Source organism: Bradyrhizobium sp. Pha-3 (assembly GCF_042258615.1).
Classification (GTDB): domain Bacteria; phylum Pseudomonadota; class Alphaproteobacteria; order Rhizobiales; family Xanthobacteraceae; genus Bradyrhizobium.
On the sequence record NZ_CP170152.1, the window covers coordinates 1664132 to 1685372 of the forward strand.

The following is a 21241-nucleotide window of genomic DNA, read 5'->3' on the forward strand; positions in this document are numbered from 1 at the left end:
CGACCTAAGAGCGAGCTTCGCTCGTCTCGACCCCGCTGGGGAGAGGTGAACCGAACCCGAGGCCGAACGGATTCAAGCTAACTTCATCTCGCTCTAGCTGGTCTCCGGTGGCGTGGTCTGGCGCTTGACGATCTGCTCGGCGAGCTCGATCAGGATCCGCTTGGTGTCGGGGTCCCTGACGTCGCGGAACACCCGCAGCATGCGCAGCTCGAGCAGGGATTGCAGCGATTCCGACGCCTGGCCGCCCTGTGTCTGCGCTGTGGTGGCGGGCCGGCGATTGAGGATGTCGGCGGCGATCCCGAGCATCTCGGCGACGGTCGCCAGGCGGCCGGTCTCGATTTTGACGGTGCCGTCCACGCCGTTCTTGTGCAGGGAGGCCCCCGCGCACAGGATCTCGGCGAGATCTGCCTGCGACAGCCCCATTGCGCGCCAGCGCGCCTGCACCAGTTGATCGATCTGGTCGTCCTGCGATGTGCTCATGGTGCGCCTGGGCGATCTCCAGCTACGTCCGTCGACAGCATGTCCGCGACGATGATTGGTAGCAAATGGAACAGGGGTTCGTCGCGACGGGACTTCTACGGATCACCCGGATCGACAATCGGTCCCGGACCGACAATCGGTCCGGGCGCACCGGGCGAGGTGCAGGACGATCCGTGCTTTCACGACAGCCAGGCAGTCGCGCCGGGCGGGCACCGCAATACGCACCCATGGTCTGAAATCCCTGTCATCAGGCCGCAGCCTTATTATCAAGATCGTATACGAATGCAATCTAGGGGTTATCGTCGAGGCGAATCCAACCCAGGTGTGTGACCTTGCCACAGTTCGCGGCGTTGCCGCTCACAGGTCGATGATCCCGAGCGCGATGCTCTTCGCCACCCCATGCGTCTTGTTGGAGGCCTCGAGCTTGCGCAGCGCCTGCTTGATGAAGCCTTCCACGGTCTCCGGCGAAATACCGAGGATCTGCGCGGTGTCGGCCACGGTCTTGCCGCGTGCCGCCCAGGCGATCACTTCCTTCTCGCGCCCCGTGAGCTTGATGGTCTCGGCGGCGTCGGCGGGCTTCAGGATGGTCGGCGCATTGCGCTGGTCGCGGTTGACGATGTCCATCGCCCGCTGCACCCAGTAGATCATCAACAGATGCAGTTCATGGCGGTGGCAGATGAACAGCTTGTCGAAGTCGCGCCGCTCGTCTTCCCAGAAGAACACCGTCGAGCTCGAATGCACGGCGCCGAGCCGGTCGCGATAATGGAACGGCACCACGAAGCCGTCCTTGAAGCCGAACTCCCGGGCGGCATCCATCGTCTTGGCCTCGGGCGCCCGCTTGTGCCCGCTTCGCTCCGGCAGCTTCAGGCTGCTCCAGCTGAATGGCGTGTTGGTGCGTCGCGACCGCGCCAGCGCCGGATCGGCATGGACGAACTCGTTCTGCACATACGCCCGCTTCCACGCATCGGGAAAGGTGCCGACGTGATAGGGCAGATCAAGGTCGGGCCGGCCGGCATCGACAAAGGCGAAGCCCGAGAAGCCGTAGTTCTGGATGACACGGTGCAATGACGAGCTGAGCTCGTCGATGGTATCCGACGCCTCGATGGTTGCAATCGCGTCTACCAGGCCCATTGACTAAAACCCCCGGTTTCCGGGGGTACCACAGTTAACCCCTTTCGTTCCAGATGTTCCGCATTTGGAGGAAAGGATAATGCCGCATTCATTGGACGGATATCATGCACTCATCACCAGGGAAGAGCTTGATCCGGCGCATGTCGGGGCGATGTTGCGGCTGCGCAAGCGCCTGTTCGTCGACCATTGCGGCTGGCTTCTGAGCACGACCGGCGACGTCGAACGCGATCAGTTCGACTGCTGGTACACCGAGCACTGCCTGTTGTTCTCAGGCGTCGAGCTGGTCGGCGGCTTCCGTGCGATCCGCACCGATTATCCCTATCTGACCAAGTCGGTGTTCCCGCAGCTTGCGGTGCGCCGCTTTCCGAGCCGCCGCGACGCCTGGGAAATCAGCCGTTTCGGCGTGCTGCCGAGCGCCGCGCGATCGCGGACGGCACGCGTGAACTACGCGCTGATGTTCCGCTTCGCCGAGCTGCGCGGGGCGGCGGCGCTCGTCGCGCTCGCCGACCTTTCCTACGAGCGCTTTCTCACCCGCATGGAGATCCGCACCCGCCGCTACGGCCCGCCGCAGGTGATCGGCAATGATCGCATGGGCCGCCCGCTGACGGCGCTCGCCGGAGAAATCCCGCTTGGTCTTTCCGACAATCCCGGCCTGACCAAATTCCTCGACCTTGGACGGCAATTGGAGATCCACGATGCCTCACATGTTCTCGGACGTTCGAGCATTCCAGCGTGACCCGCTGCGTCTGTTGCTGACGCGCGGCAACGAGGCCGAGCTGGGGCTCGTGCCGCTGCGGCTCGGTCCCGCGCCCGTCTTTCTGGTGAACGATCCCGATCTGCTGCGCCCGATCCTCAAGGCGCCGGAGACCGACATCGGAAAGGGCAAGCTGATCAAGAAGCTGACGCCGGTGCTCGGCCGCAGCTCGCTGATGCTGAGCGGCGAGGAGCACAAGCGGCGGCGCACGGTGCTGCAGAAGCACATGGCCAAGGGCAGCGTCGAGAAATTCCTGCCGCATATGTGCGCCGAGATCCGCGCGGTCGGTGCCAGCCTGGCGCGGCTCGGATCGTTCGATCCGCACCATGTCACGGCGATGCTGGCGCTCCGGACCATCTGCGTCGCGATCTTCGGCTCCCAGGTGATGTCGTCCGGCGACGAGGAAGCGCTGGTTCAGGCCGTCGGCGTGATCGAGGACGATCTGGCCGAGGAGATGTTCCGCGCGTTGCCGTTCGGTCCGGTGGCTTGGTATCGGCGCCGGCAGAATCGGGTCTGCGCCAAGCTTGCGATGTCGACGGTGGTGCAACGCCTGCGCCGCAAGGCGGGCTCAAGCAGCGCGCTGCGCGATCTCGAAGCGCTCGGCCTGAGCGATCGCGATCTCGAGGACGAGATCCTGACGCTGCTGCTGGCCGGCCATCACACCACGGGTTCGACGGCGGCGTGGATGTTCTACCAGTTGGCCGCCGATCCCGCCCTGATGGATGACATTGCCGACGAGGCGGCGGAGTGCCTTGGCGACAACGGCGAGCTGCGGCTTGACGCGGTGAAGCGCGCCAATCTGAGCGCGACGTTCGTCAAGGAGGTTTGCCGGCTCTATCCCAGCGCCTGGTGGTTCTCGCGCGAGGTGATGCAGCCGGTGACGATCGGCGGGCGCGAGCTCAAGGTCGGCACCTCGCTGTTGATCTGTCCCTGGCAATTGCAGCGCGATCCCAGGCATTTCGAGGATCCCGACCGCTTCCTGATGACGCGGCGCTACAACACCGACGCCTACGTCCCGTTCGGCGCCGGCCCGCGCGCCTGCGCCGGGATGGGGGTTGCGATGCTCGAGTTGCAATTGCTCGCGCTCGAGATCGCAGCCGCCTATCGCTTCACCGCCGTCAGCCCGAATCCGGCGCCATGGCCGAAAGCCTCGGTGACGCTGATTCCGCCGCCGATGAAGATCGACATCGAAGTCCGCGAGATGCCATCGCGCAGCCTGCATCTCGGCGAGGAAGCCGAGCGGCTGCCATACATCCCATCCGCCAACGCGGCGTCCATCAGCACATTACAATCGGTATCCCAATGACAACACACATCACGACGGCCAGCATCGGGCAAAGGGCCATGGATCAAGTGCAAATGCGCAGTTTGCGCGACGTCATCGCGGTGCTGATCGAGCAGCGCAGCATCGTGACGGCGGCCGGCGCGACCTTCGCCGCACATCTGCTCGACCTCGCGATCATGCAGCTCAGGCTCAACGTCAACGATATTTCGGCGGAGGAATTGTCCGGCCTGTCCGATTACGTCGGCGCGGAGTTCAACAGGGACAAGCCCTCGCATTGATCGCGCAGAGCGTTTTCGAGCGAAGTGGGCATCGGTTCGCGTGAAGAAAACGCGTCAAGACAAGAAGCTGGAGCTTCGCTTCTGATTCAATCGGAAGCGAAGCTCTAGTCCTGCGTCGCCACCAGCGCCTTCATCGTGGCGCCGGCGGCGAGCGCGGCGTCGTTCGGATCGATCTCGATCTGCAGGCCGCGCTGGCCGCCATTGACGAACACGGTGACATGGGTGAACGCGGTCTCGTCGATCGCGGTCGGCACTTTCTTTTTCTGGCCGAACGGGCTGATGCCGCCGACATGGTAGCCGGTCAGCCGCTCGGCATCGGCCGGGCGCATCATCTTCGCCGACTTGCCGCCGAGGGCTGCGGCAAGCTTCTTCATGCTGACCTCGCAGTCGGACGGCACCACGGCGCAGACCGGCTGGCCGTCGACCTCCGCCATCAGCGTTTTGAGCATCCGGTTGGGATCGACGCCGAGCGCCTCCGCCGCCTGCAGCCCGATGCTCTCGGCGCTGGAATCGTAGACATAGGTGTGGAGCCTGAAGGCAATGCCTAGCTTGCGCAGCGCCATCGTTGCTTGTGTGGAATTGGGCATGGTCCGGGCCGGTTGATACGGCCGAATGATCGCCGCAATGGGCCCGGCGATCAATCGGCCGAAGGGTCAGGGTCAGGCCACCCCAACATTAAATTCCCGCCAGTCCGGCGCCGCCGGGCGCGGCATGGAATTTTCGGGGGATATCAAAGGCTTGTCGCTCCTCTAAAAGGCGTAAACGACCCCGTTCTTGCTTGCGCAGCCGACCCGCTTCCTTTATCCGGTAGGCGCCTTGCGTGCGCGCGGCCGGGCGCCGCGATTTGGGCTGGGCATATCATGCATGGTCGCTGTGGGCGGACGCGTTTTCGCCGCGATCATGGTCTCTGAAACACCTGAAGGGAACATCTTCGCAATGGCCAATGTTGTCGTCGTCGGCGCCCAATGGGGCGACGAGGGGAAGGGCAAGATCGTCGACTGGCTGTCGGAACAGGCCGACATCGTCGTGCGCTTCCAAGGCGGCCACAATGCCGGCCATACCCTCGTGATCAATGGCGAGACCTACAAGCTGGCGCTGCTGCCCTCCGGCGTGCTGCGCCCGAACAAGCTCGCCGTGATCGGCAACGGCGTGGTGTTCGACCCGCAAGCCTTCCTCGACGAGGTCGCCAAGCTGAAGGAGCAGGGCGTTGCGGTCGGACCGGACAATCTGCGGATCGCCGAGAACGTCACCCTGATCCTGCCGCTGCATCGCGAGCTCGACTCGCTGCGCGAATCCTCCAACGCCGTCACCTCGATCGGTACCACCCGCCGCGGCATCGGCCCGGCCTATGAGGACAAGGTCGGCCGTAGAGCCATCCGCCTGATGGATCTCGCCGATCTCGATACCCTGCCGCACAAGATCGAACGCCTGCTGGCGCACCACAATGCGCTGCGCCGCGGCAACAATCTGGAGGAGATCGACGGCAAGGGTATCCTGGCCGAGCTGACGGCGCTGGCGCCGAAGCTGTTGCCCTATGCCGAGACGGTGTGGCGGCTGCTCGACCTCAAGCGCCGCGAGGGCAAGCGCATCCTGTTCGAGGGCGCGCAGGGCGCGCTGCTCGACGTCGACCACGGCACCTATCCCTATGTGACGTCGTCCAACACCGTGGCGGCGCAGGCCGCGACCGGCACCGGCCTCGGCCCGGGCGCGGTCGGCTATGTGCTCGGCATCTGCAAGGCCTACACCACCCGGGTCGGCCAGGGTCCGTTCCCGACCGAGCTGAACGACGAGATCGGCGAGGAAATCGGCCGCCGCGGCAAGGAATTTGGCGTCAACACCGGGCGCAAGCGCCGGGTCGGCTGGTTCGACGCGATGCTGGTGCGGCAGACCGTCCGCACCTGCGGAATTGCCGGGCTGGCGCTGACCAAGCTCGATATTCTCGACGGGTTCGATAGCATCAAGGTCTGCATCGGCTACAAGCTCGACGGCAAGGAAATCGACCATCTGCCGGCGGGCGAGGGCGCGCAGGCCCGCATCGAGCCGATCTACGAGATTATCGAGGGCTGGAAGCAGCCGACCGCCAATGCGCGGTCCTGGGCGGACCTGCCGGCCCAGGCCATCAAGTATGTCCGCCGGGTCGAGGAACTGGTGGGGTGTCCGGTCACCCTGCTTTCCACCAGCCCGGAACGTGAAGATACTATTCTGGTACAGAATCCGTTCGAGGCTTAACGGGATATTACCGATATCCCACCAATTGTGTGGAAATGGCTGACTACTACCCGCTGATCGCCCGTGCCATCGCCGGACTGGACCCCAACGCCCCCGGCGAAGCCCGCCGTGCGCTGTATGCGCGGGCGCGGACGGCGTTGATCCAGCAACTCCGCGGCGTGCAACCGCCGCTCTCCGAATCCGAGATCACCCGCGAGCGTCTGTCGCTGGAAGAGGCGGTGCGCAAGGTCGAGTCCGAGGCCGCGCAGCGCGCCCGCGAGGCCTCGCGCCCCGGCGGCGGCACTGCCCGCAGCAGCGACCCGCTGCGCCGGGCCAATCCAAGGCCGCCGGAGGCAAATCCAAGGCCGCCGGAGGCAAGTGCAAGGCCGTCCGAGGCCAATCCCGCCGACAATGCCGCGCGCCCGCGGCCGCCGGCCGAGCCGCGCCCGCCGCGCAATTTGCGCCCCGACGCGCCGCCGCCGGCCCCGCCGCGGCCGCAGAACCCGCAGCTTGCTGCCGGCACCGATACCCAGGCGCCGCAGGCCCGGCCGACGCCGCCGCGCCGTGGCCCCGAAGGAGCGCCGCCCCCGACGCCGCCGGCTGCCCCGGGTGTGCGCGGCTTCCGCGACATCACCGCCGACGCCGACGATCTCGGGCGTGCCGCGGCGCAGGCCAGCCGCAACGCGCGCAAGACCTACGCCAACGTGCCGTCGCCCTCGCCGGAATTCGACCGGCTCGAGCCGAGCCTCGAAAACCGCGGCGGCGATCCCGAGGCGCCGTATTCCTACGACGAGTCGATCGAGGAGGCGGAGCGCTACACCCCGCAGCCGCCCCAGGCGCCGCCGCCGCCACGCGCGCGGGGCAGCAATGCCGAGCGCGAGCCGAAGCGGCCGCGTGTCGGTTCGATGTTCCCGTTCAAGACCGCGATCGTGATCGGCATCCTGCTGATCCTCACCGGCGCCGGCATTCTCTGGGGCAAGCCGGCCCTGACCTATGTCAGCAGCCTGTTGAAATCCTCCGCCCCTGTCGAGGCGCCGAAGGATGCCGCGGCGACGCCTTCGAGCAAGAAGATCACCGACCGCGTCGGCCAGCCCTCGTCGGGCGAGCCGGTCGCTCCGGTGGCGCAGCGCGTGGTGCTCTATGACGAGGACCCGTCGGATCCGAAGGGCAAGCAATATGTCGGTTCGGTGGTCTGGCGCACCGAGCAGGTCAAGGGATCGGGCAACCAGAAGCCCGACATCGCCGTGCGCGCCGACATCGACATCCCCGATCGCAAGTTCAAGATGACGATGTCGTTCCGCCGCAACACCGATTCATCGCTGCCGGCGAGCCACACCGCGGAATTGACCTTCATCCTGCCGCAGGACTTCGCCAATGGCGGTGTCGGCAACGTGCCGGGCATCCTGATGAAGTCCAACGAGCAGGCCCGCGGCACGCCGCTGGCCGGGCTCGCGGTCAAGGTCACCGACGGCTTCTTCCTGGTCGGCCTCTCCAATGTCGACGCCGACCGCTCGCGCAATCTGCAGCTCTTGAAGGAGCGCTCCTGGTTCGACGTGCCGCTGGTCTACACCAACCAGCGCCGCGCCATCATCGCGATCGAAAAGGGCGCCCCCGGCGAGCGCGCCTTCAACGACGCCTTCGCGGCGTGGGGTGAGTAAAAGCCTTAGCGCTCACCTCGGTACTCACGATCTCATCGCCCGGCTCAGTCCGGGCGATTCCGTATCGCAGCGAAGTCTGGTTGTTGCAGCGCATCGACGCGATGATGCCGGAACATTGCAGGGCGCTTTCGATTTTCCCTAGAACCGTCGCGTGACTGCGTTACACTCGCCTGATGTCGGGCAGGGGCACGCCATGAAGCGCTATCTGATCTTCGCAGCCATCGGGCCATTCATCGGCGGCTTCCTGTTGCTGCTCATGACCACCTATCAGTCCGGCTACTGGACCGAGACCAATGGCGGCGAAGTGGCGAAGCTGCTCGTCGTGTTCGTGAAGTCGCTGCAATACAATTATCTGTTCGGCATCGTGCCGTCGCTGATGTTCGGTGCGATCGACGATATCCTGATGCATATGCGGCGGATCACGCCAACGGTGCGGATGTTCATTGTCGGCGCGGTGGCGTTCGTCGGTGCGGCGCTGACCTACGCCTCGCACGGCTCCGAAAGCGGCCCGGTGCAGTTCATCCTCTACGGGCTGGTCGGCTTCATCCCGGGCGTCATCACGTCCTGGCTGGCGCACAAATATGCCGAAGAGCAGCACGTGCCGGCGACGCCGGCATCCCAGCACTAGCGCATGCACGGGTTAATTGCGGAAAAGCAGAAGTCGTCAGCTTCGGCGTGATCGGCGATTTTTGACCGGTTGGCGCAATGAGCGCATCGCGGCCGGATAAGAGGCAGTGTCTAACGCACGGTGGGCGGCGGGTCGCGCCATTATAGTAATCATGTCAATGCATTGGGTGCCGGCTGCAAACCGGGCGCATTGGCGTTCACGGAACTGTCACATGGGCGTCATGTAAACATAGTCCCAATGTCACATGGCCGCTTTTGTCCTCCCGCGGCCATGAGGGCGATCATATGAGCGATGTGGCGTTACCTGGTTCGATCGAGCCTGCGCGTAGCGGCGGGCCCGATCTCGAGAAAGGCTTTCATCCTCTCACCGGCATCATCTATCTCGGCGTGATCGGAGCCGCGCTGCTGTTCGTGGCCTACAGCATCTACGCGGATGTCGGCGCGACGGGCGCCGGCAAGACCTCTTATCTCGCGTTCCTGCTGCTGTTCGTTGCGCTGCTGATCTCGCTCGGCTTCGAATTCGTCAACGGCTTTCACGACACGGCGAACGCCGTCGCGACCGTGATCTACACGCGTTCGATGCCGGCCCACATTGCCGTTGTCTGGTCGGGCCTCTTCAATCTGATCGGTGTCCTGCTCTCCAGCGGCGCCGTTGCTTTCGGCATCGTCTCCTTGTTGCCGGTCGAACTGATCCTTCAGGTCGGCAGCAGCGCCGGTTTTGCGATGGTGTTTGCCCTTCTGATCGCCGCCATCATCTGGAACGTGGGTACCTGGTATTTCGGATTGCCCGCCTCGAGTTCGCACACCCTGATCGGATCGATCATGGGCGTCGGTATCGCGAACGCCTTGATGCACGGACGGGAGGGGACATCCGGCGTGGATTGGTCGCAAGCCGTCAACACCGGCAAGGCGCTGCTGCTGTCGCCGCTGTTCGGATTTGCGCTCGCTGCCATCCTGCTCTACGGGCTGAAAACCGCGCTGCTGCGCGCAACGCCGGCGCTGTTCGGCGAGCCGAAAGGCGATCAGCCGCCGCCATGGTGGATTCGCGGCATCCTGATCCTGACCTGTACCCTGGTCAGCTTCTTCCACGGATCGAACGACGGTCAAAAAGGCATGGGTCTCATCATGCTGATCCTGATCGGCGTGGTCCCAACCGCTTACGCGCTCAACCGCGCGATGCCTGCGAGCCAGATCGAGGCATTCACCGCGAATTCGGCGGCGGCGAGCAAGGTCATCGAGGATAAGGGAGCCGATCGCAAGGTGACGGGCAATCCGCGCCAGGCAGTGACGAACTACATCGCGCTTCGGCAACTCAGCGACGAGACCTATCCGTCACTCGCCGTTCTCGTCGGCGAAATCCGCGACCAGGTCGTTCAGTACGGTTCGCTGGCGAAATTCCCGGCCGAGACCGTCGGCAACACGCGCAACGACATGTATCTGGTGTCGGAGGCGCTGCGCTTGCTCATGAAGAGCAGCGACAACGGCCTGAACGATGCCGATGTTGCGACGCTCAATCGCTACAAGGGATCGCTGGATGCCGCGACCAAATTCATTCCGTCCTGGGTGAAGATCGCGGTCGCCATCGCGCTCGGCCTCGGCACCATGGTTGGCTGGAAACGGATTGTCGTGACGGTCGGTGAAAAGATCGGCAAGACCCATCTGACCTATGCGCAGGGTGCCTGCGCCGAGATCACGGCGGCGGCGACCATCGCCGCGGCGGACGGATACGGCTTGCCGGTGTCGACGACGCATGTGCTGTCGTCCGGCATCGCGGGCACCATGACCGCAAACGGGTCCGGCCTGCAATGGTCGACGATCCGCAACATCGCGATGGCCTGGGTCCTGACCCTGCCGATGGCGATGCTGATCTCGGGCATTCTCTACTTTGTTTTCGCGCATTTGTTTTAGCCGGAGCAGCAAGACGACCGGATGCATGAGATCTGCATCCGGGTTCGGGGAAAGGAATTTCGAGTGGCAGATGCAAGCTTCAGCCTTCTGACGGGCAACGATATCGAAACGCGCCTGGTCCGAGCCGGTGGCATTATTTTTCGCGAGGGTGAGCAGGCCAACGAGCTGTTCGTGATCAAGAGCGGCTACGTGCGCATTCAGGTCGGCAACAAGACCATGGCGGACCTGCCGGCCGACACGATCTTTGGCGAAATGGCATTGATCGACAATGAGCCAAGGAGTGCGACCGCCACGGCGCTCACGGATGTCGAGCTCGTCCCGGTCTCGGAAAAACAGTTTCTCTTCCTCGTCAGCCAGACGCCGCATTTTGCCCTGAAGGTGATGAGGACGCTGGCCCAGCGGCTCAGAAACATGAACAAGGGCGTCTACTGAGAGAAGCGAACATCAATTCTCGCCATTCACGCATCGCGCGCAAACGCGCTCGCTGATCGCTACAAGAAAAATGACGGACGTTTCCGTCCGTCGCCGCTCCGGCCTGACGCCGTCCGCGGCGGGCGGTACGTGATGCGGCCTTGCGCGTGACGGCCTTGAATGTGACACAGTGGTAATGTGACGCAACTTGAACCACCTGCCTGCGTTACCATGTGATGGCCATGCTCGAGGACGACATTTTCTCCCCCCACGCCACGCGATCGCGGCCGCCTTTCGGCGGGGCGCAGGCGCGCGGCAAGGTCATCGATCAGGACGGGCGCGAGCTCGGCGATGGCCTGCTACATCCGCAGTTCCAAGGTTTTCAGGGAGCGTTTCAGGACGGCTTCCGCTTCGACTTCCGCAACTCCACCGCCAACCCGTTCGGCAACCTGACGCGCGAGGAGCGGCTCGCGCGGCTGGAGATGATCGCAAAGCTGCTCGACGTCGCTTTCGTCGTGCCGGGCACCAATGTCCGCTACGGCATCGACGGGTTGATCGGCCTGATCCCGGTGATCGGCGATCTCATCACCACCGCGATCTCGCTGTGGCTGGTGCGTGAAGCCCGTCTGCTGGGCGCGCCCTGGCACATCACCGCGCGGATGCTTGCCAATGTCGCGGTCGACGGCGTGGTCGGCATGGTGCCGGTGGCGGGCGATGCCTTCGACGTCATGTTCCGCGCCAATATCCGCAATGTGCGGATGCTGCGGCGCTGGCTCGACAAGCAGCCCAGGATTTAGCGTAGCTTCCCAAAACAAAAGCCCCCGGATCGGTCCGAGGGCTTTTCGTTAGCGACGAGCAGAAAGTCTATGCTGCGTCGGCGTCGGTCTGGGCCGGCTCAGGGCGCGGACGGCGCGGCAGCGGGAAGCCTTCGCTCTCATACAGCGAACGGATGCCGTTCTGGTCGAAACGGGCTTCCTCGACCTGGAGATAGGCGCCGTTCAGCGAATCCGCCGGCAGCTGCTCCATCGCGAACTGCACGGCCTCGGCAGCAGTGCCGAAACGGCGGTAGGCAAAGCCGGCCCGCTTCTTCTTGCGGATCGCGGCAGGGAACAGTTCGGCGGACGTGTTATAGTTGAACGGACGCAGGGGACGCATGGTCGACGACCTCTTGTGTTCTTGGCATAGAGCGGCGAAAGGGATTTTGGGGGACGGCGGCCTATAATCGGCGGCGCGCCGTACATGTCATTTCGATCCCTAATATAAGCCTCTTTGACAAAAATGCGACCCCCGAAGCGCCCCCGGCAGGGCACATGCTGAATCCGCGCATAGCACGCGGTCAATCAATATAAATCAATATATTTCAATGGCTTAAAGCCATTAAATCTTGTCGAGCCAGGCTAGGATCGCGACCACGATCAAAATCACCCCGAAAAGGCCCATTCCGGAGTGGCCGAGACCGTAGCCATAGCCACGGATCCGGCCGCTATAGCCGCCCAGCAGGATAACCAGCAGGAGGATGATGAGGATCAGTCCGAGCGACATGGCGCCCTCCTCAGAACAGGCGGCAGCCGCTCGGCGAGACGCCGACGGCCCCGCGAATTCACAGCAAAGCACATTCCGGGGCGCAAGTCGTTAAGGCCGCCGGCCGATCACGAGGATGTTGTCGGGCGCCGGGGGCGGCTGAGGCGGGATGTTTGCCAAGCCTACCTAGTCGTTGCCGGGCTCGACCCGGCAACCCATCGTGCAGAAACGCTCTCTCTTTCGATGGATGCGCGGGTCAAGCCCGCGCGTGACAAATTGCAGCCGTTACTTCTTCTCGTTCAGCTTCAGCGCCGCCGAGTTGATGCAGTAGCGCAGCCCGGTCGGGCCGGGGCCGTCGTTGAAGACATGGCCGAGATGGCCGTCGCATTTCGAGCACAGCACTTCGGTGCGGATCATGCCGTGGCTCATATCGTGCTCCTCGTCGACATGGCCCTCGGCCGCGGGCTTGGAGAAGCTCGGCCAGCCGCAGCCGGAATCGAACTTCTGGTCGGACTCGAACAGCGTCTGGCCGCAGCCGGCGCAGACATAGGTGCCCTTGCGGGGATCATGCTCGTATTCGCCGGTGAACGGCCGCTCGGTCGCCTTCTCCCGCAGCACGGCGTACTGCATCGGCGTCAATTCCTTGCGCCACTCCGCCTCGCTCTTGTGGACCTTGCCGTCGGTTTTGGTGTCGGACATGGAAACTCCCTTGTTGTCGTCATTGCGAGCGAAGCGAAGCAATCCAGTGTGAGGTACGCACATGGATTGCTTCGTCCGCGGAGTTTATCATCGGGCCGGCCAAGGCCGGACCCGTTGGCTCCTCGCAATGACGGTGACTATTCCGTCAGTTGGTGACCTTGGTGCTGCTCACCAGCGTCGGCTTCTCGATGTAGTTCTCCGCGAAGATCTTCTTCAGGTTCTCGACCTTCGGGATGTCGTTATACGCAATATAGGGCTGGTTCGGGTGCAGCGTCAGGTAGTCCTGGTGGTAGCCCTCCGCCGGATAGAACGCCTCCAGCGCGCCGACCTTGGTGACGATCGGCTTCTTGTAGACCTTGGCCGCGTTGAGCTGGGCGATATAGGCGTCCGCCACCTTCTTCTGCTCGTCGCTGGTCGTGAAGATCGCCGAGCGATATTGCGTGCCGGAGTCGGGGCCCTGGCGGTTCAGCTGGGTCGGGTCGTGCACGACGGAGAAGAAGATCTGCAGGATCTTGCCGTAGGAGATCTTCTGCGGGTCGTACTTGATTTCGACGGACTCGGCGTGGCCGGTGGTGCCGGTCGAGACCTTCTCGTAGTCGGCATTCGCCTTGCTGCCGCCGGAGTAGCCGGACACCGCGCTGACGATGCCCGCGGTGTGCTGGAACACGCCCTGCACACCCCAGAAGCAGCCGCCGGCGAGCACCGCGGTCTTGATACCGGTTTCCGGGGCGCTCGCGGCCGGCGCCGGAATGACCACGGCGTCCTCGGCGGCAAGCGAGGGCGCAACGGCAAAAGCTGTGACGGCCAGCGCGCCGATCGCGGCGGCGTAAAGCGAGAGGCGGCTGAGGGAGCTTTTGGGCATGGGTTCCTCGTGGGATCGCAGTTGGGGGCCAGTCTAGAGCGGGAGCCGGCATTGGCAAACCGGGCCGGGCTGCTCCGACGCTTCAAAATACGGGCGAGGGGGCGCTTTGTTACGGCGCCAGCCACACGGTTTCGTGAGGGAAATGCCGGTTATTCAGGTGTGTAGGTGCTTTACACCCGTCATCCTGAGGTGCGAGCGGAGCGAGCCTCGAAGGATGAATCGGCCAACAGCCGGGCCGTGCATCCTTCGAGACGCCGCTTCGCGGCTCCTCAGGATGACGGGTCTATGGAAGTACGGAGTGCGCGGAACGATCACACCACGATGCTCAGCCGCTTCGCCGCCCGCGTGATGCCCGTGTAGAGCCACCTTGCGCGGCTATCCTGGAACGCGAAGCTCTCGTCGAACAGCACGACGTCGTCCCATTGCGAGCCCTGCGACTTGTGTACGGTCAGTACATAGCCATAGTCGAACTCGTCATAGGGCTTGCGCTGCTCCCACGGCACGCCCTCGACGCCGCCGTCGAAGCATTCGCCGCGCACCGAGACCTTGGTGACCTTGTAGCCGAAATCCTCGTCCGGCATCACGCGCATGGTGATGATCTTGGATTTCGACTGCGCGCGCGCCTTGACCCGCCACAGCCCGCCGTTGAACAGGCCCTTCTTGCGGTTGTTGCGCAGGCAGACCAGCTTGTCGCCGGCGACCGGGAGGGGATCCTCGATGTGCTGCCGCTGCCGCACCCGCATGTTGTAGGCGCGGCGGGTGTTGTTGCGGCCGACCAGCACCTGGTCGGCGCTCATCACGCGGTCCGGATCGAGCTCCTTGCGCGAGACCACCTCGCTCTCGCCATGGCGGCCGATCTCGAGCTCGCGGCCCTCGCGGATATCCATCGACATCCGCACGATCGGATCGTCCTGCGCCTGTCGATGCACCTCGGTCAGCATCGCGTCCGGTTCGGCGTCGGTGAAGAAGCCGCCGCCCTGGATCGGCGGCAATTGCGCGGGATCGCCGAGCACCAGCAGCGGGCAGTCGAATGACATCAAATCGCGGCCAAGCTCGGCATCGACCATCGAACATTCGTCGATCACGATCAGCTTGGCTTTTGATGCCGGCGCATCGTCCCACAGCTCAAAGCTCGGCTGCTCGACGCCGGACTCGCGGGCGCGGTAGATCAGGGAATGGATCGTGGAGGCGCTGTCGCAACCCTTGTTGCGCATGACCAGCGCTGCCTTGCCGGTGAAAGCCGCGAACTTCACCTCGCCGTCGACGCCTTCGGCAATGTGGCGGGCGAGCGTGGTCTTGCCGGTTCCGGCATAGCCGAACAGGCGGAACACCGGCGGCGTCCCGTTCTGGCCGGGCTTGGCTTTCAGCCAGTCGGCAACGGCTTTCAGCGCGGAGTCCTGGTGCGGCGTAAAGGTGGTCACGTGAGGCTGTCTTGGGGCTTTCGGAGAGGGAGCCAGCGGGGCATCGCCGCGACTCGGACCCCAAACCTAACCATTCGAGCCGTCCGCGCAAGGCGGCGGGCACTACTGCCAGCCCGGAATACCGTGCATGTCGGGCAGCTTGTGGGCGATGCCCTTGTGGCAATCGATGCAGGTCTTTTCGCCTGAGAACAGGAAGCGCTCATGTGCGATGCTGGCCCGGGGCGATTGCTTGGTGACGTCCATCGATTGCGCGCTGTGGCAGTTGCGGCATTCAAGCGAATCATTGGCCTTGAAGCGGGCCCATTCGTGCAGCGCGAGCTCCAGACGGTGGTCGATGAACTTGTCGCGGGTATCGATGCTGCCGAACAGGTGGCCCCAGACTTCCTTGGAGGCCTGCATCTTGCGAGCGATCTTGTCGGTCCAATTGTGGGGGACGTGACAATCCGGACAGCTGGCGCGCACGCCGGACCGGTTGCTGAAGTGGATGGTCGATTTCAGCTCCGCGAAGACGTTGTCGCGCATCTCGTGACAGCCGGTGCAGAACTTCTCGGTGTTGGTCAGCTCCAGCGCGGTGTTGAAGCCACCCCAGAAGATCACGCCGGCGACGAAGCCGGCGAGCACGAGCACGCCGAGCCCGAACACCGAACTCGGCCGGATCAGGACGCCCCAGAGCTCGACGGCAAAACGCCATGCACGCGCAATGAAGCCCTGCCGCCCGGCGGGAGGATCGACGCTGCTCATCTGCGGCCACCGGGGGCAGCGCGGTTGAGCATCGTGTCAATGTCGACGAAGTCGTTGGTCACCGGCGGCGTCACCACGTTCTGCGGCACATGGCATTCGGTGCAGAAGAACCGGCGCGGCGATACCGAGGCGAGGAACTGGCCGTCACGATCCATGAAGTGGGTGATGCTGACCATCGGCGCCTGGGACTCGCCGGTGCGCGCGCGGGCATGGCAGGACAGGCATTTGTTGCCCTGGATGTCGACCTGATAGCCGTCGATCGAATGCGGGATGACGGGCGGCTGTTCGGGATAGTTGCGCACCTCCTTTTCGGAGCTGTTGCGCGGTCCCGTCATCGGCGGCGCCGGGCCTTCCTCGTTGAGCGGCGCCGGGCCGCGCAGGCCGGAGTTCAGTCCTTGGGCGGCAAGGGTGCCAGAGCCCGCGGCCAGGATCAGGAGGAGAAGCAGACTGCGGAATTTCATCATCATGTCGTCGCCACCTTCTCGATGCGGACGGCGCATTTCTTGTAGTCGGTCTGTAGTGAAATCGGATCGGTGGCGTCGAGCGTCACCTTGTTGATGAGCTTCGATTCGTCGAACCAGGGCACGAACACCAGTCCTCGCGGCGGCCGGTCGCGGCCGCGCGTTTCGAGCCGTGCGCGGATGAAGCCGCGGCGCGATTCGACCTTGACCTCGTCGCCGCGCCTGAGCTTGAGCTCCGTCGCATCGTCCGGGTGCATGAAGCAGACGGCCTCCGGAAACGCCTTGTAGAGCTCGGGCACGCGCCGCGTCATGGTGCCGGAATGCCAGTGCTCCAGCACACGGCCGGTCGACAGCCAGAACGGATAGTCGTTGTCGGGGGATTCCGCCGGCGGCTCGTAGGGCAACGCGAAGATGCGCGCCTTGCCGTCCGGGAAGCCGTAGAACTGCACCTCGGCCCCCTGCCGCACATAGGGATCGAGACCTTCGCGGAAGCGCCAGCGGGTTTCCTGGCCGTTGACGACCGGCCAGCGCAGTCCGCGAACCTGATGATAGGTGTCGAACGGTGCCAGATCGTGGCCGTGACCGCGGCCGAACGAGGCGTACTCCTCGAACAGTCCCTTGTGCACGTAGAAGCCGAATGCCTTGGACTCGTCGTTGGCGTAGCCGGCCTCGATGTCGGTGACGGGAAATTTGTCGACCTCGCCGTTGCGGAACAGGATGTCGAACAGCGTCTTGCCGCGATATTCCGGCTTCTTCGCCAGCAATTCCTCCGGCCAGACCTCCTCGACCTTGAAGCGCTTGGAGAACTCCATCACCTGCCAGAGGTCCGGGCGCGCCTCGCCCGGCGCCGAGACAAGCTGGTGCCACATGTGAGTGCGGCGTTCGGCATTGCCGTAGGCGCCTTCCTTTTCGACCCACATCGCCGTCGGCAGCACGAGATCGGCGGCGAGCGCGGTCACCGTCGGATAGGCATCCGACACGACGATGAAGTTCTCGGGATTGCGGTAGCCGGGATAGGTCTCCTCATTGGCGTTGGCGCCGCCCTGCAGGTTGTTGTTGACCTGGATCCAGTAGGCGTTGAGCAGTCCGTCCTTCAGCATGCGGTTCTGCAGGACCGCGTGGTAGCCGGGCTTGTCCGGGATGGTGCCCTCGGGAAGCTTCCAGATGTGCTCGGCCTTGTCGCGGTGCTCCTTGTTGGTCACCACCATGTCGGCCGGCAGGCGATGAGAGAAGGTGCCGACTTCACGTGCCGTGCCGCACGCCGAGGGCTGGCCGGTCAGCGAGAACGGGCTGTTGCCGGCTTCGGATATCTTTCCGGTCAGGAGATGGATGTTGTAGACGAGGTTGTTGCACCAGACGCCACGCGTGTGCTGGTTGAAGCCCATGGTCCAGAAGCTCGTGACCTTGACCTTCGGGTCGGCATAGAGCTCGGCGAGCGCCTCCAGGCGATTGAGCGGCACGCCGGACATCTCTGCGGCCTTTTCCAACGTATAGTCGGCGAGGAACTTGACGTAGTCGTCGTAGCTCATGTCGGTGGCGTCGCCCGCCTTGGCGCGCCCGGTCGCTTTCTTCTCCAGCGGATGTTCCGGGCGCAGGCCGTAGCCGATGTCGGTCTGCCCCCGCTTGAAAACCGTATGCTTGCCGACGAAGTCTCGGTTGACCCGACCGGTCTTGACGATGTGATTGGCGATCGCGTTGAGCAGATAAAGGTCGGTCTGAGGCTTGAACACCAGCCCGATGTCGGCGAGGTCGAAAGAGCGGTGCTCGAATGTCGACAGCACGGCCACGCGCACATGCGGCGCGGAGAGCCTGCGGTCGGCGACCCGAGTCCACAGGATCGGGTGCATCTCGGCCATGTTCGAGCCCCATAGCACGAACGCATCCGCGGCCTCGATGTCGTCATAGCAGCCCATCGGCTCATCGATGCCGAAGGTGCGCATGAAGCCGGCCGCCGCGGACGCCATGCAGTGGCGGGCATTGGGGTCGATATTGTTGGAGCGGAAGCCCGCCTTGAACAGCTTCAAGGCGGCGTAGCCTTCCCAGATCGTCCACTGGCCGGACCCAAACATCCCGATGCCGCTCGGCCCGCGCTTCTTCAGCGCCGCCTTGTACTTCTCGGCCATCACGTCGAAGGCCTCGTCCCATGACACCGGCATGAACTCGCCGTTCTTGTCGAACTTGCCGTTCGTCTTGCGCAGCATCGGCTGCGTCAGGCGGTCATGGCCGTACATGATCTTGGACAGGAAATAGCCCTTGACGCAGTTGAGCCCGCGATTGACCTCCGACTTGATATCGCCATGGGTAGCGACGACGCGGTTGTCCTTGGTCGCTACCATCACGCTGCAACCGGTGCCGCAGAAGCGGCATGGCGCCTTGTCCCATTTCAACTCGCTCTCGCCGCGATCGGTGACGAGATTGGCAGCGCTGGCAGCAACCGGCAGTCCGCCCGCCATGGCGGCCATGGCTGCGGCCTCCAGTTTCAGCACCTGGCGGCGATCAAGCTTGGATGCGGTCATGATGCGTCTCTCTTGTGGCGTATCGGACTTGCAGACAGGAGATCAGGCGCCGGCGACGCCAAGGGCATGGAAGACCAGCGAAGCCGAGTAGACGTCGGGCAGCGTGCTGATCGCGTTGAGCGTCGTCCCGAGCGAGCCGGCATCGGGCGCATCGACCACGACAACGAGTTTTCCCCTGATGTCGCGCTGGTAGATTTCGCAGCCCGCGAGCGCGGTGATGGCGCGCTCGGCCGAGGCGAGGCGCTCGGGGCGCACCTGCACCAGGATGCTCGCGATCTCGCCCCCCGGTGGGGCGACCACCCGCTCGACCTGGGGCAACTGGCCCGTGATGAGGGCTCGGCGATCGATGGTTGTGTGAGGTCTGATCATGGTGGACCGCCGTTCTTGAATGGGCTGTCTAGTAGTGCGCAGGCGGGCCGGGCGGGCCCGTCATCATCTGGTAGATCCACACCGCAAGGCCGTAGCTGCCGACCGTGGCGACCGCCAGGGCGGGCATCACCACCGCGGTGAGGATCAGGAACGCAAAAATTTCCATGCGCCTGCGGCGCGGCCGCGCGCGCGTGCTGTCGCCTGTGGCCGACATTCGTCGTCTCGCTGGGAATATGTGGGGGAAAGGCCTCGTTGCCTTCCTCAGAAAGTAACGATTGAGCCGGAGAAAAGCACTGATCCAGATCAATGCGCGCAAAAATTACAATCCTCCAGGAGCGATTCGGATGCGGCAAAGAGCGTCGCTGGAGGCTGGGCGGGGCAGCAGACCGAAGGGCGTGTCTTGTCAGGCGAAACTCACCGACGCGGGCATCCGTTTACCGGACGCAATAGTTTGGTGCCGTCCGTAGCGCACTCGTCGTGGATCGGTAATGATGGAGCGTCGCGCGCCAATCCGTCTCGTCTGGCGAAATTCGGCGAACTGGACTCGGTTTCCCACCGCAATACACTGAGAGCAATAACAAACGCCCGGGAGAAAAACTGATGAAATTCGGCATCTTTTACGAGCTGCAACTGCCGCGCCCTTGGAATGACGGCGACGAGCTCAGGCTCTACCAGAACGCATTGACGCAATTGGAGACCGCCGACCGGCTCGGCTACGACTACGCCTGGGTCGTCGAGCATCACTTCCTCGAGGAATATTCGCACTCGCCGGCGCCGGAATCCTTTCTTGCCGCCGCGAGCCAGCGCACCAGGAGCATCCGGCTCGGCCACGGCATCTTCCAGCTCACCACCAATCATCCCGCGCGCGTCGCCGAGCGCGTCGCGGTGCTCGATCTGCTGTCCAACGGCCGCTGCGAATTCGGCATGGGCGAGAGCGCCTCGATCACCGAGCTGACGCCGTTCGGCCGCGACATGGAGACCAAGCGCGAGGTGTTCGAGGAAGCCGTGCAGGCGATCTTCCCGATGTTCACCAAGGTCGGCACCGAACATCACGGCAAGTATTTCGACATCCCGCTGCGCAACGTCGTGCCGAAGCCGGTGCAGAAGCCGCATCCGCCGCTCTGGATGGCCTGCTCGCAACTGCCGACGATCGAACGCGCCGGGCAGAACGGATTTGGCGCGCTCGGCTTCCAGTTCGTCAGCGCCGAGGCGGCGCATGCCTGGGTGCACGCCTATTACAACGCGATCACCAAGCGGCTGAAGAAGCTCGCCGACTACGAGATCAATCCCAACATGGCGCTGGTCTCGTTCTTCATGTGCGCCGAGACCGATGAAGAGGCGCGCAAGCGCGCCGACGGCGCGACCTTCTTCCAGTTCGCCCTGCGCTATTACGGGCAGGCGCAGAACCGGCAACGCCCGGCGCCCGGCACCGTCAACATGTGGGACGAGTACAACAAGTGGAAGCGCGAGAATCCGGAGGCACAGGAGGCGGCGCTGCGCGGCGGCCTGATCGGCTCGCCGGAAACGATCGCTAAGAAGCTGCGGCGCTTTCGCGCTTCGCATATCGACCAGGTGATCCTGCTCAACCAGGCCGGCAAGAACACCCATGAGCATATCTGCGAGTCGCTGGAACTGTTCGGGAAAGAGGTGATGCCCGAGTTTCAGCACGATCCCGAGCACGATGCCTGGAAGAAGGGCGTGCTTGACGGCTCGATCCAGCTCGAGGAGATCGACACCCAGGCATTCTCGGACCGCTACGGTAAACTCGCGGTCAATGTCGGCCCGAAGACCGCAGCCGCCGGCTGATCGAGAGCAGTAGCTTGAATAGGTGCGGCCGCGTGTTCGGTCGACCTCTCCCCAACGGGGAGAGGTCGATTTGCGCAGCAAATCGGGTGAGGGGCCGCAGCTCCC

At 64.1% G+C, this 21241-nt stretch carries 23 protein-coding genes; 10 read left to right on the forward strand and 13 right to left on the reverse strand.

Annotated elements, in window-relative coordinates; translation table 11 throughout:
* Positions 1 to 93 precede the first annotated feature (93 nt).
* Together ACE10Z_RS07765 and ACE10Z_RS07770 are read right to left on the reverse strand one after the other, a co-directional pair.
* Positions 94 to 480, reverse strand: coding sequence for a hypothetical protein (locus tag ACE10Z_RS07765; RefSeq protein WP_375787399.1), 387 nt, complete (start codon positions 478 to 480; stop codon positions 94 to 96).
* A 357-nt stretch (positions 481 to 837) separates the two neighbouring features.
* Complete coding sequence (locus tag ACE10Z_RS07770; RefSeq protein WP_375787400.1) at positions 838 to 1611, reverse strand: LuxR family transcriptional regulator; 774 nt, start codon at positions 1609 to 1611, stop codon at positions 838 to 840.
* A gap of 79 nt (positions 1612 to 1690) precedes the next feature.
* On the opposite strand from ACE10Z_RS07770, the gene ACE10Z_RS07775 reads away from it, so the two are divergent.
* Genes ACE10Z_RS07775 through ACE10Z_RS07785 form a run of 3 tightly spaced genes read left to right on the forward strand, consistent with a single transcriptional unit; the run spans position 1691 to position 3928 of the window.
* Entirely contained in the window at positions 1691 to 2347 is a 657-nt protein-coding gene (locus ACE10Z_RS07775) for an acyl-homoserine-lactone synthase (RefSeq protein ID WP_375787401.1), read from the forward strand.
* Complete coding sequence (locus ACE10Z_RS07780; RefSeq protein WP_375787402.1) at positions 2307 to 3671, forward strand: cytochrome P450; 1365 nt, start codon at positions 2307 to 2309, stop codon at positions 3669 to 3671. The genes ACE10Z_RS07775 and ACE10Z_RS07780 overlap by 41 nt, the downstream gene beginning before the upstream one ends.
* Before the next feature lie 53 nt (positions 3672 to 3724).
* Complete coding sequence (locus tag ACE10Z_RS07785) at positions 3725 to 3928, forward strand: hypothetical protein (protein ID WP_375787403.1); 204 nt, start codon at positions 3725 to 3727, stop codon at positions 3926 to 3928.
* Between the two features lie 104 nt (positions 3929 to 4032).
* Here the strand turns inward: ACE10Z_RS07785 and ybaK are convergent, their stop codons facing one another.
* Positions 4033 to 4515 carry a Cys-tRNA(Pro) deacylase gene (ybaK, locus tag ACE10Z_RS07790; protein ID WP_375787404.1) on the reverse strand — a complete coding sequence of 161 codons (483 nt, stop codon included), beginning with the start codon at positions 4513 to 4515 and terminating at the stop codon, positions 4033 to 4035.
* Positions 4516 to 4864: 349 nt separating this feature from the next.
* On the opposite strand from ybaK, the gene ACE10Z_RS07795 reads away from it, so the two are divergent.
* The 6 genes from ACE10Z_RS07795 (at position 4865) to ACE10Z_RS07820 (ending at position 11537) form a co-directional block, all read left to right on the forward strand.
* Positions 4865 to 6157: an adenylosuccinate synthase gene (locus tag ACE10Z_RS07795; protein ID WP_375787405.1), complete on the forward strand. Its 1293-nt coding sequence runs from the start codon at positions 4865 to 4867 to the stop codon at positions 6155 to 6157.
* Between the two features lie 35 nt (positions 6158 to 6192).
* Positions 6193 to 7794 (forward strand): hypothetical protein, encoded by a 1602-nt coding sequence (locus ACE10Z_RS07800; protein ID WP_375787406.1) that lies wholly within the window; start codon positions 6193 to 6195, stop codon positions 7792 to 7794.
* 193 nt (positions 7795 to 7987) lie between these two features.
* A complete protein-coding gene (locus tag ACE10Z_RS07805) occupies positions 7988 to 8422 on the forward strand; it encodes a DUF5413 family protein (protein ID WP_375789773.1) in 435 nt (144 codons plus the stop codon).
* Between the two features lie 284 nt (positions 8423 to 8706).
* Positions 8707 to 10329: an inorganic phosphate transporter gene (locus tag ACE10Z_RS07810; RefSeq protein WP_375787407.1), complete on the forward strand. Its 1623-nt coding sequence runs from the start codon at positions 8707 to 8709 to the stop codon at positions 10327 to 10329.
* Positions 10330 to 10392: 63 nt separating this feature from the next.
* Positions 10393 to 10761, forward strand: coding sequence for a Crp/Fnr family transcriptional regulator (locus ACE10Z_RS07815; protein ID WP_375787408.1), 369 nt, complete (start codon positions 10393 to 10395; stop codon positions 10759 to 10761).
* A 215-nt stretch (positions 10762 to 10976) separates the two neighbouring features.
* Positions 10977 to 11537 (forward strand): DUF4112 domain-containing protein, encoded by a 561-nt coding sequence (locus ACE10Z_RS07820; protein ID WP_375787409.1) that lies wholly within the window; start codon positions 10977 to 10979, stop codon positions 11535 to 11537.
* A gap of 67 nt (positions 11538 to 11604) precedes the next feature.
* On the opposite strand, the gene ACE10Z_RS07825 is transcribed toward ACE10Z_RS07820, so the two are convergent.
* From ACE10Z_RS07825 to napE, 10 genes are all read right to left on the reverse strand, one after another.
* The gene (locus ACE10Z_RS07825) at positions 11605 to 11895 is read right to left on the reverse strand and encodes a hypothetical protein (protein WP_375787410.1); all 291 of its coding nucleotides are present in this window, start codon (positions 11893 to 11895) and stop codon (positions 11605 to 11607) included.
* A 222-nt stretch (positions 11896 to 12117) separates the two neighbouring features.
* Positions 12118 to 12282 (reverse strand): DUF3309 family protein, encoded by a 165-nt coding sequence (locus ACE10Z_RS07830; protein ID WP_074131060.1) that lies wholly within the window; start codon positions 12280 to 12282, stop codon positions 12118 to 12120.
* 264 nt (positions 12283 to 12546) lie between these two features.
* Positions 12547 to 12960, reverse strand: coding sequence for a peptide-methionine (R)-S-oxide reductase MsrB (gene msrB / locus ACE10Z_RS07835; protein ID WP_375787411.1), 414 nt, complete (start codon positions 12958 to 12960; stop codon positions 12547 to 12549).
* Positions 12961 to 13105: 145 nt separating this feature from the next.
* On the reverse strand, positions 13106 to 13822 hold the full coding sequence (gene msrA / locus ACE10Z_RS07840) for a peptide-methionine (S)-S-oxide reductase MsrA (RefSeq protein WP_375787412.1): 717 nt from the start codon (positions 13820 to 13822) through the stop codon (positions 13106 to 13108).
* 311 nt (positions 13823 to 14133) lie between these two features.
* Positions 14134 to 15243 (reverse strand): ATP-dependent RecD-like DNA helicase, encoded by a 1110-nt coding sequence (locus ACE10Z_RS07845; RefSeq protein WP_375787413.1) that lies wholly within the window; start codon positions 15241 to 15243, stop codon positions 14134 to 14136.
* 102 nt (positions 15244 to 15345) lie between these two features.
* Positions 15346 to 15984, reverse strand: a complete 639-nt coding sequence (locus ACE10Z_RS07850) for a NapC/NirT family cytochrome c (protein ID WP_298374339.1) — start codon at positions 15982 to 15984, stop codon at positions 15346 to 15348.
* The gene (locus ACE10Z_RS07855; RefSeq protein WP_375789774.1) at positions 15981 to 16448 is read right to left on the reverse strand and encodes a nitrate reductase cytochrome c-type subunit; all 468 of its coding nucleotides are present in this window, start codon (positions 16446 to 16448) and stop codon (positions 15981 to 15983) included. The genes ACE10Z_RS07850 and ACE10Z_RS07855 overlap by 4 nt, the downstream gene beginning before the upstream one ends.
* Positions 16448 to 18961 carry a nitrate reductase catalytic subunit NapA gene (gene napA, locus ACE10Z_RS07860; RefSeq protein WP_375787414.1) on the reverse strand — a complete coding sequence of 838 codons (2514 nt, stop codon included), beginning with the start codon at positions 18959 to 18961 and terminating at the stop codon, positions 16448 to 16450. Before napA ends, ACE10Z_RS07855 begins: the two co-directional genes overlap by 1 nt.
* Positions 18962 to 19003: 42 nt before the next feature.
* Positions 19004 to 19330 (reverse strand): chaperone NapD, encoded by a 327-nt coding sequence (locus tag ACE10Z_RS07865; RefSeq protein WP_375787415.1) that lies wholly within the window; start codon positions 19328 to 19330, stop codon positions 19004 to 19006.
* A 28-nt stretch (positions 19331 to 19358) separates the two neighbouring features.
* The gene (gene napE, locus ACE10Z_RS07870; RefSeq protein WP_375787416.1) at positions 19359 to 19544 is read right to left on the reverse strand and encodes a periplasmic nitrate reductase, NapE protein; all 186 of its coding nucleotides are present in this window, start codon (positions 19542 to 19544) and stop codon (positions 19359 to 19361) included.
* Positions 19545 to 19930: 386 nt separating this feature from the next.
* Between napE and ACE10Z_RS07875 the strand changes: the two genes are divergently transcribed.
* Positions 19931 to 21136 carry an LLM class flavin-dependent oxidoreductase gene (locus ACE10Z_RS07875; RefSeq protein ID WP_375787417.1) on the forward strand — a complete coding sequence of 402 codons (1206 nt, stop codon included), beginning with the start codon at positions 19931 to 19933 and terminating at the stop codon, positions 21134 to 21136.
* The last annotated feature ends 105 nt before the right edge of the window (positions 21137 to 21241 follow it).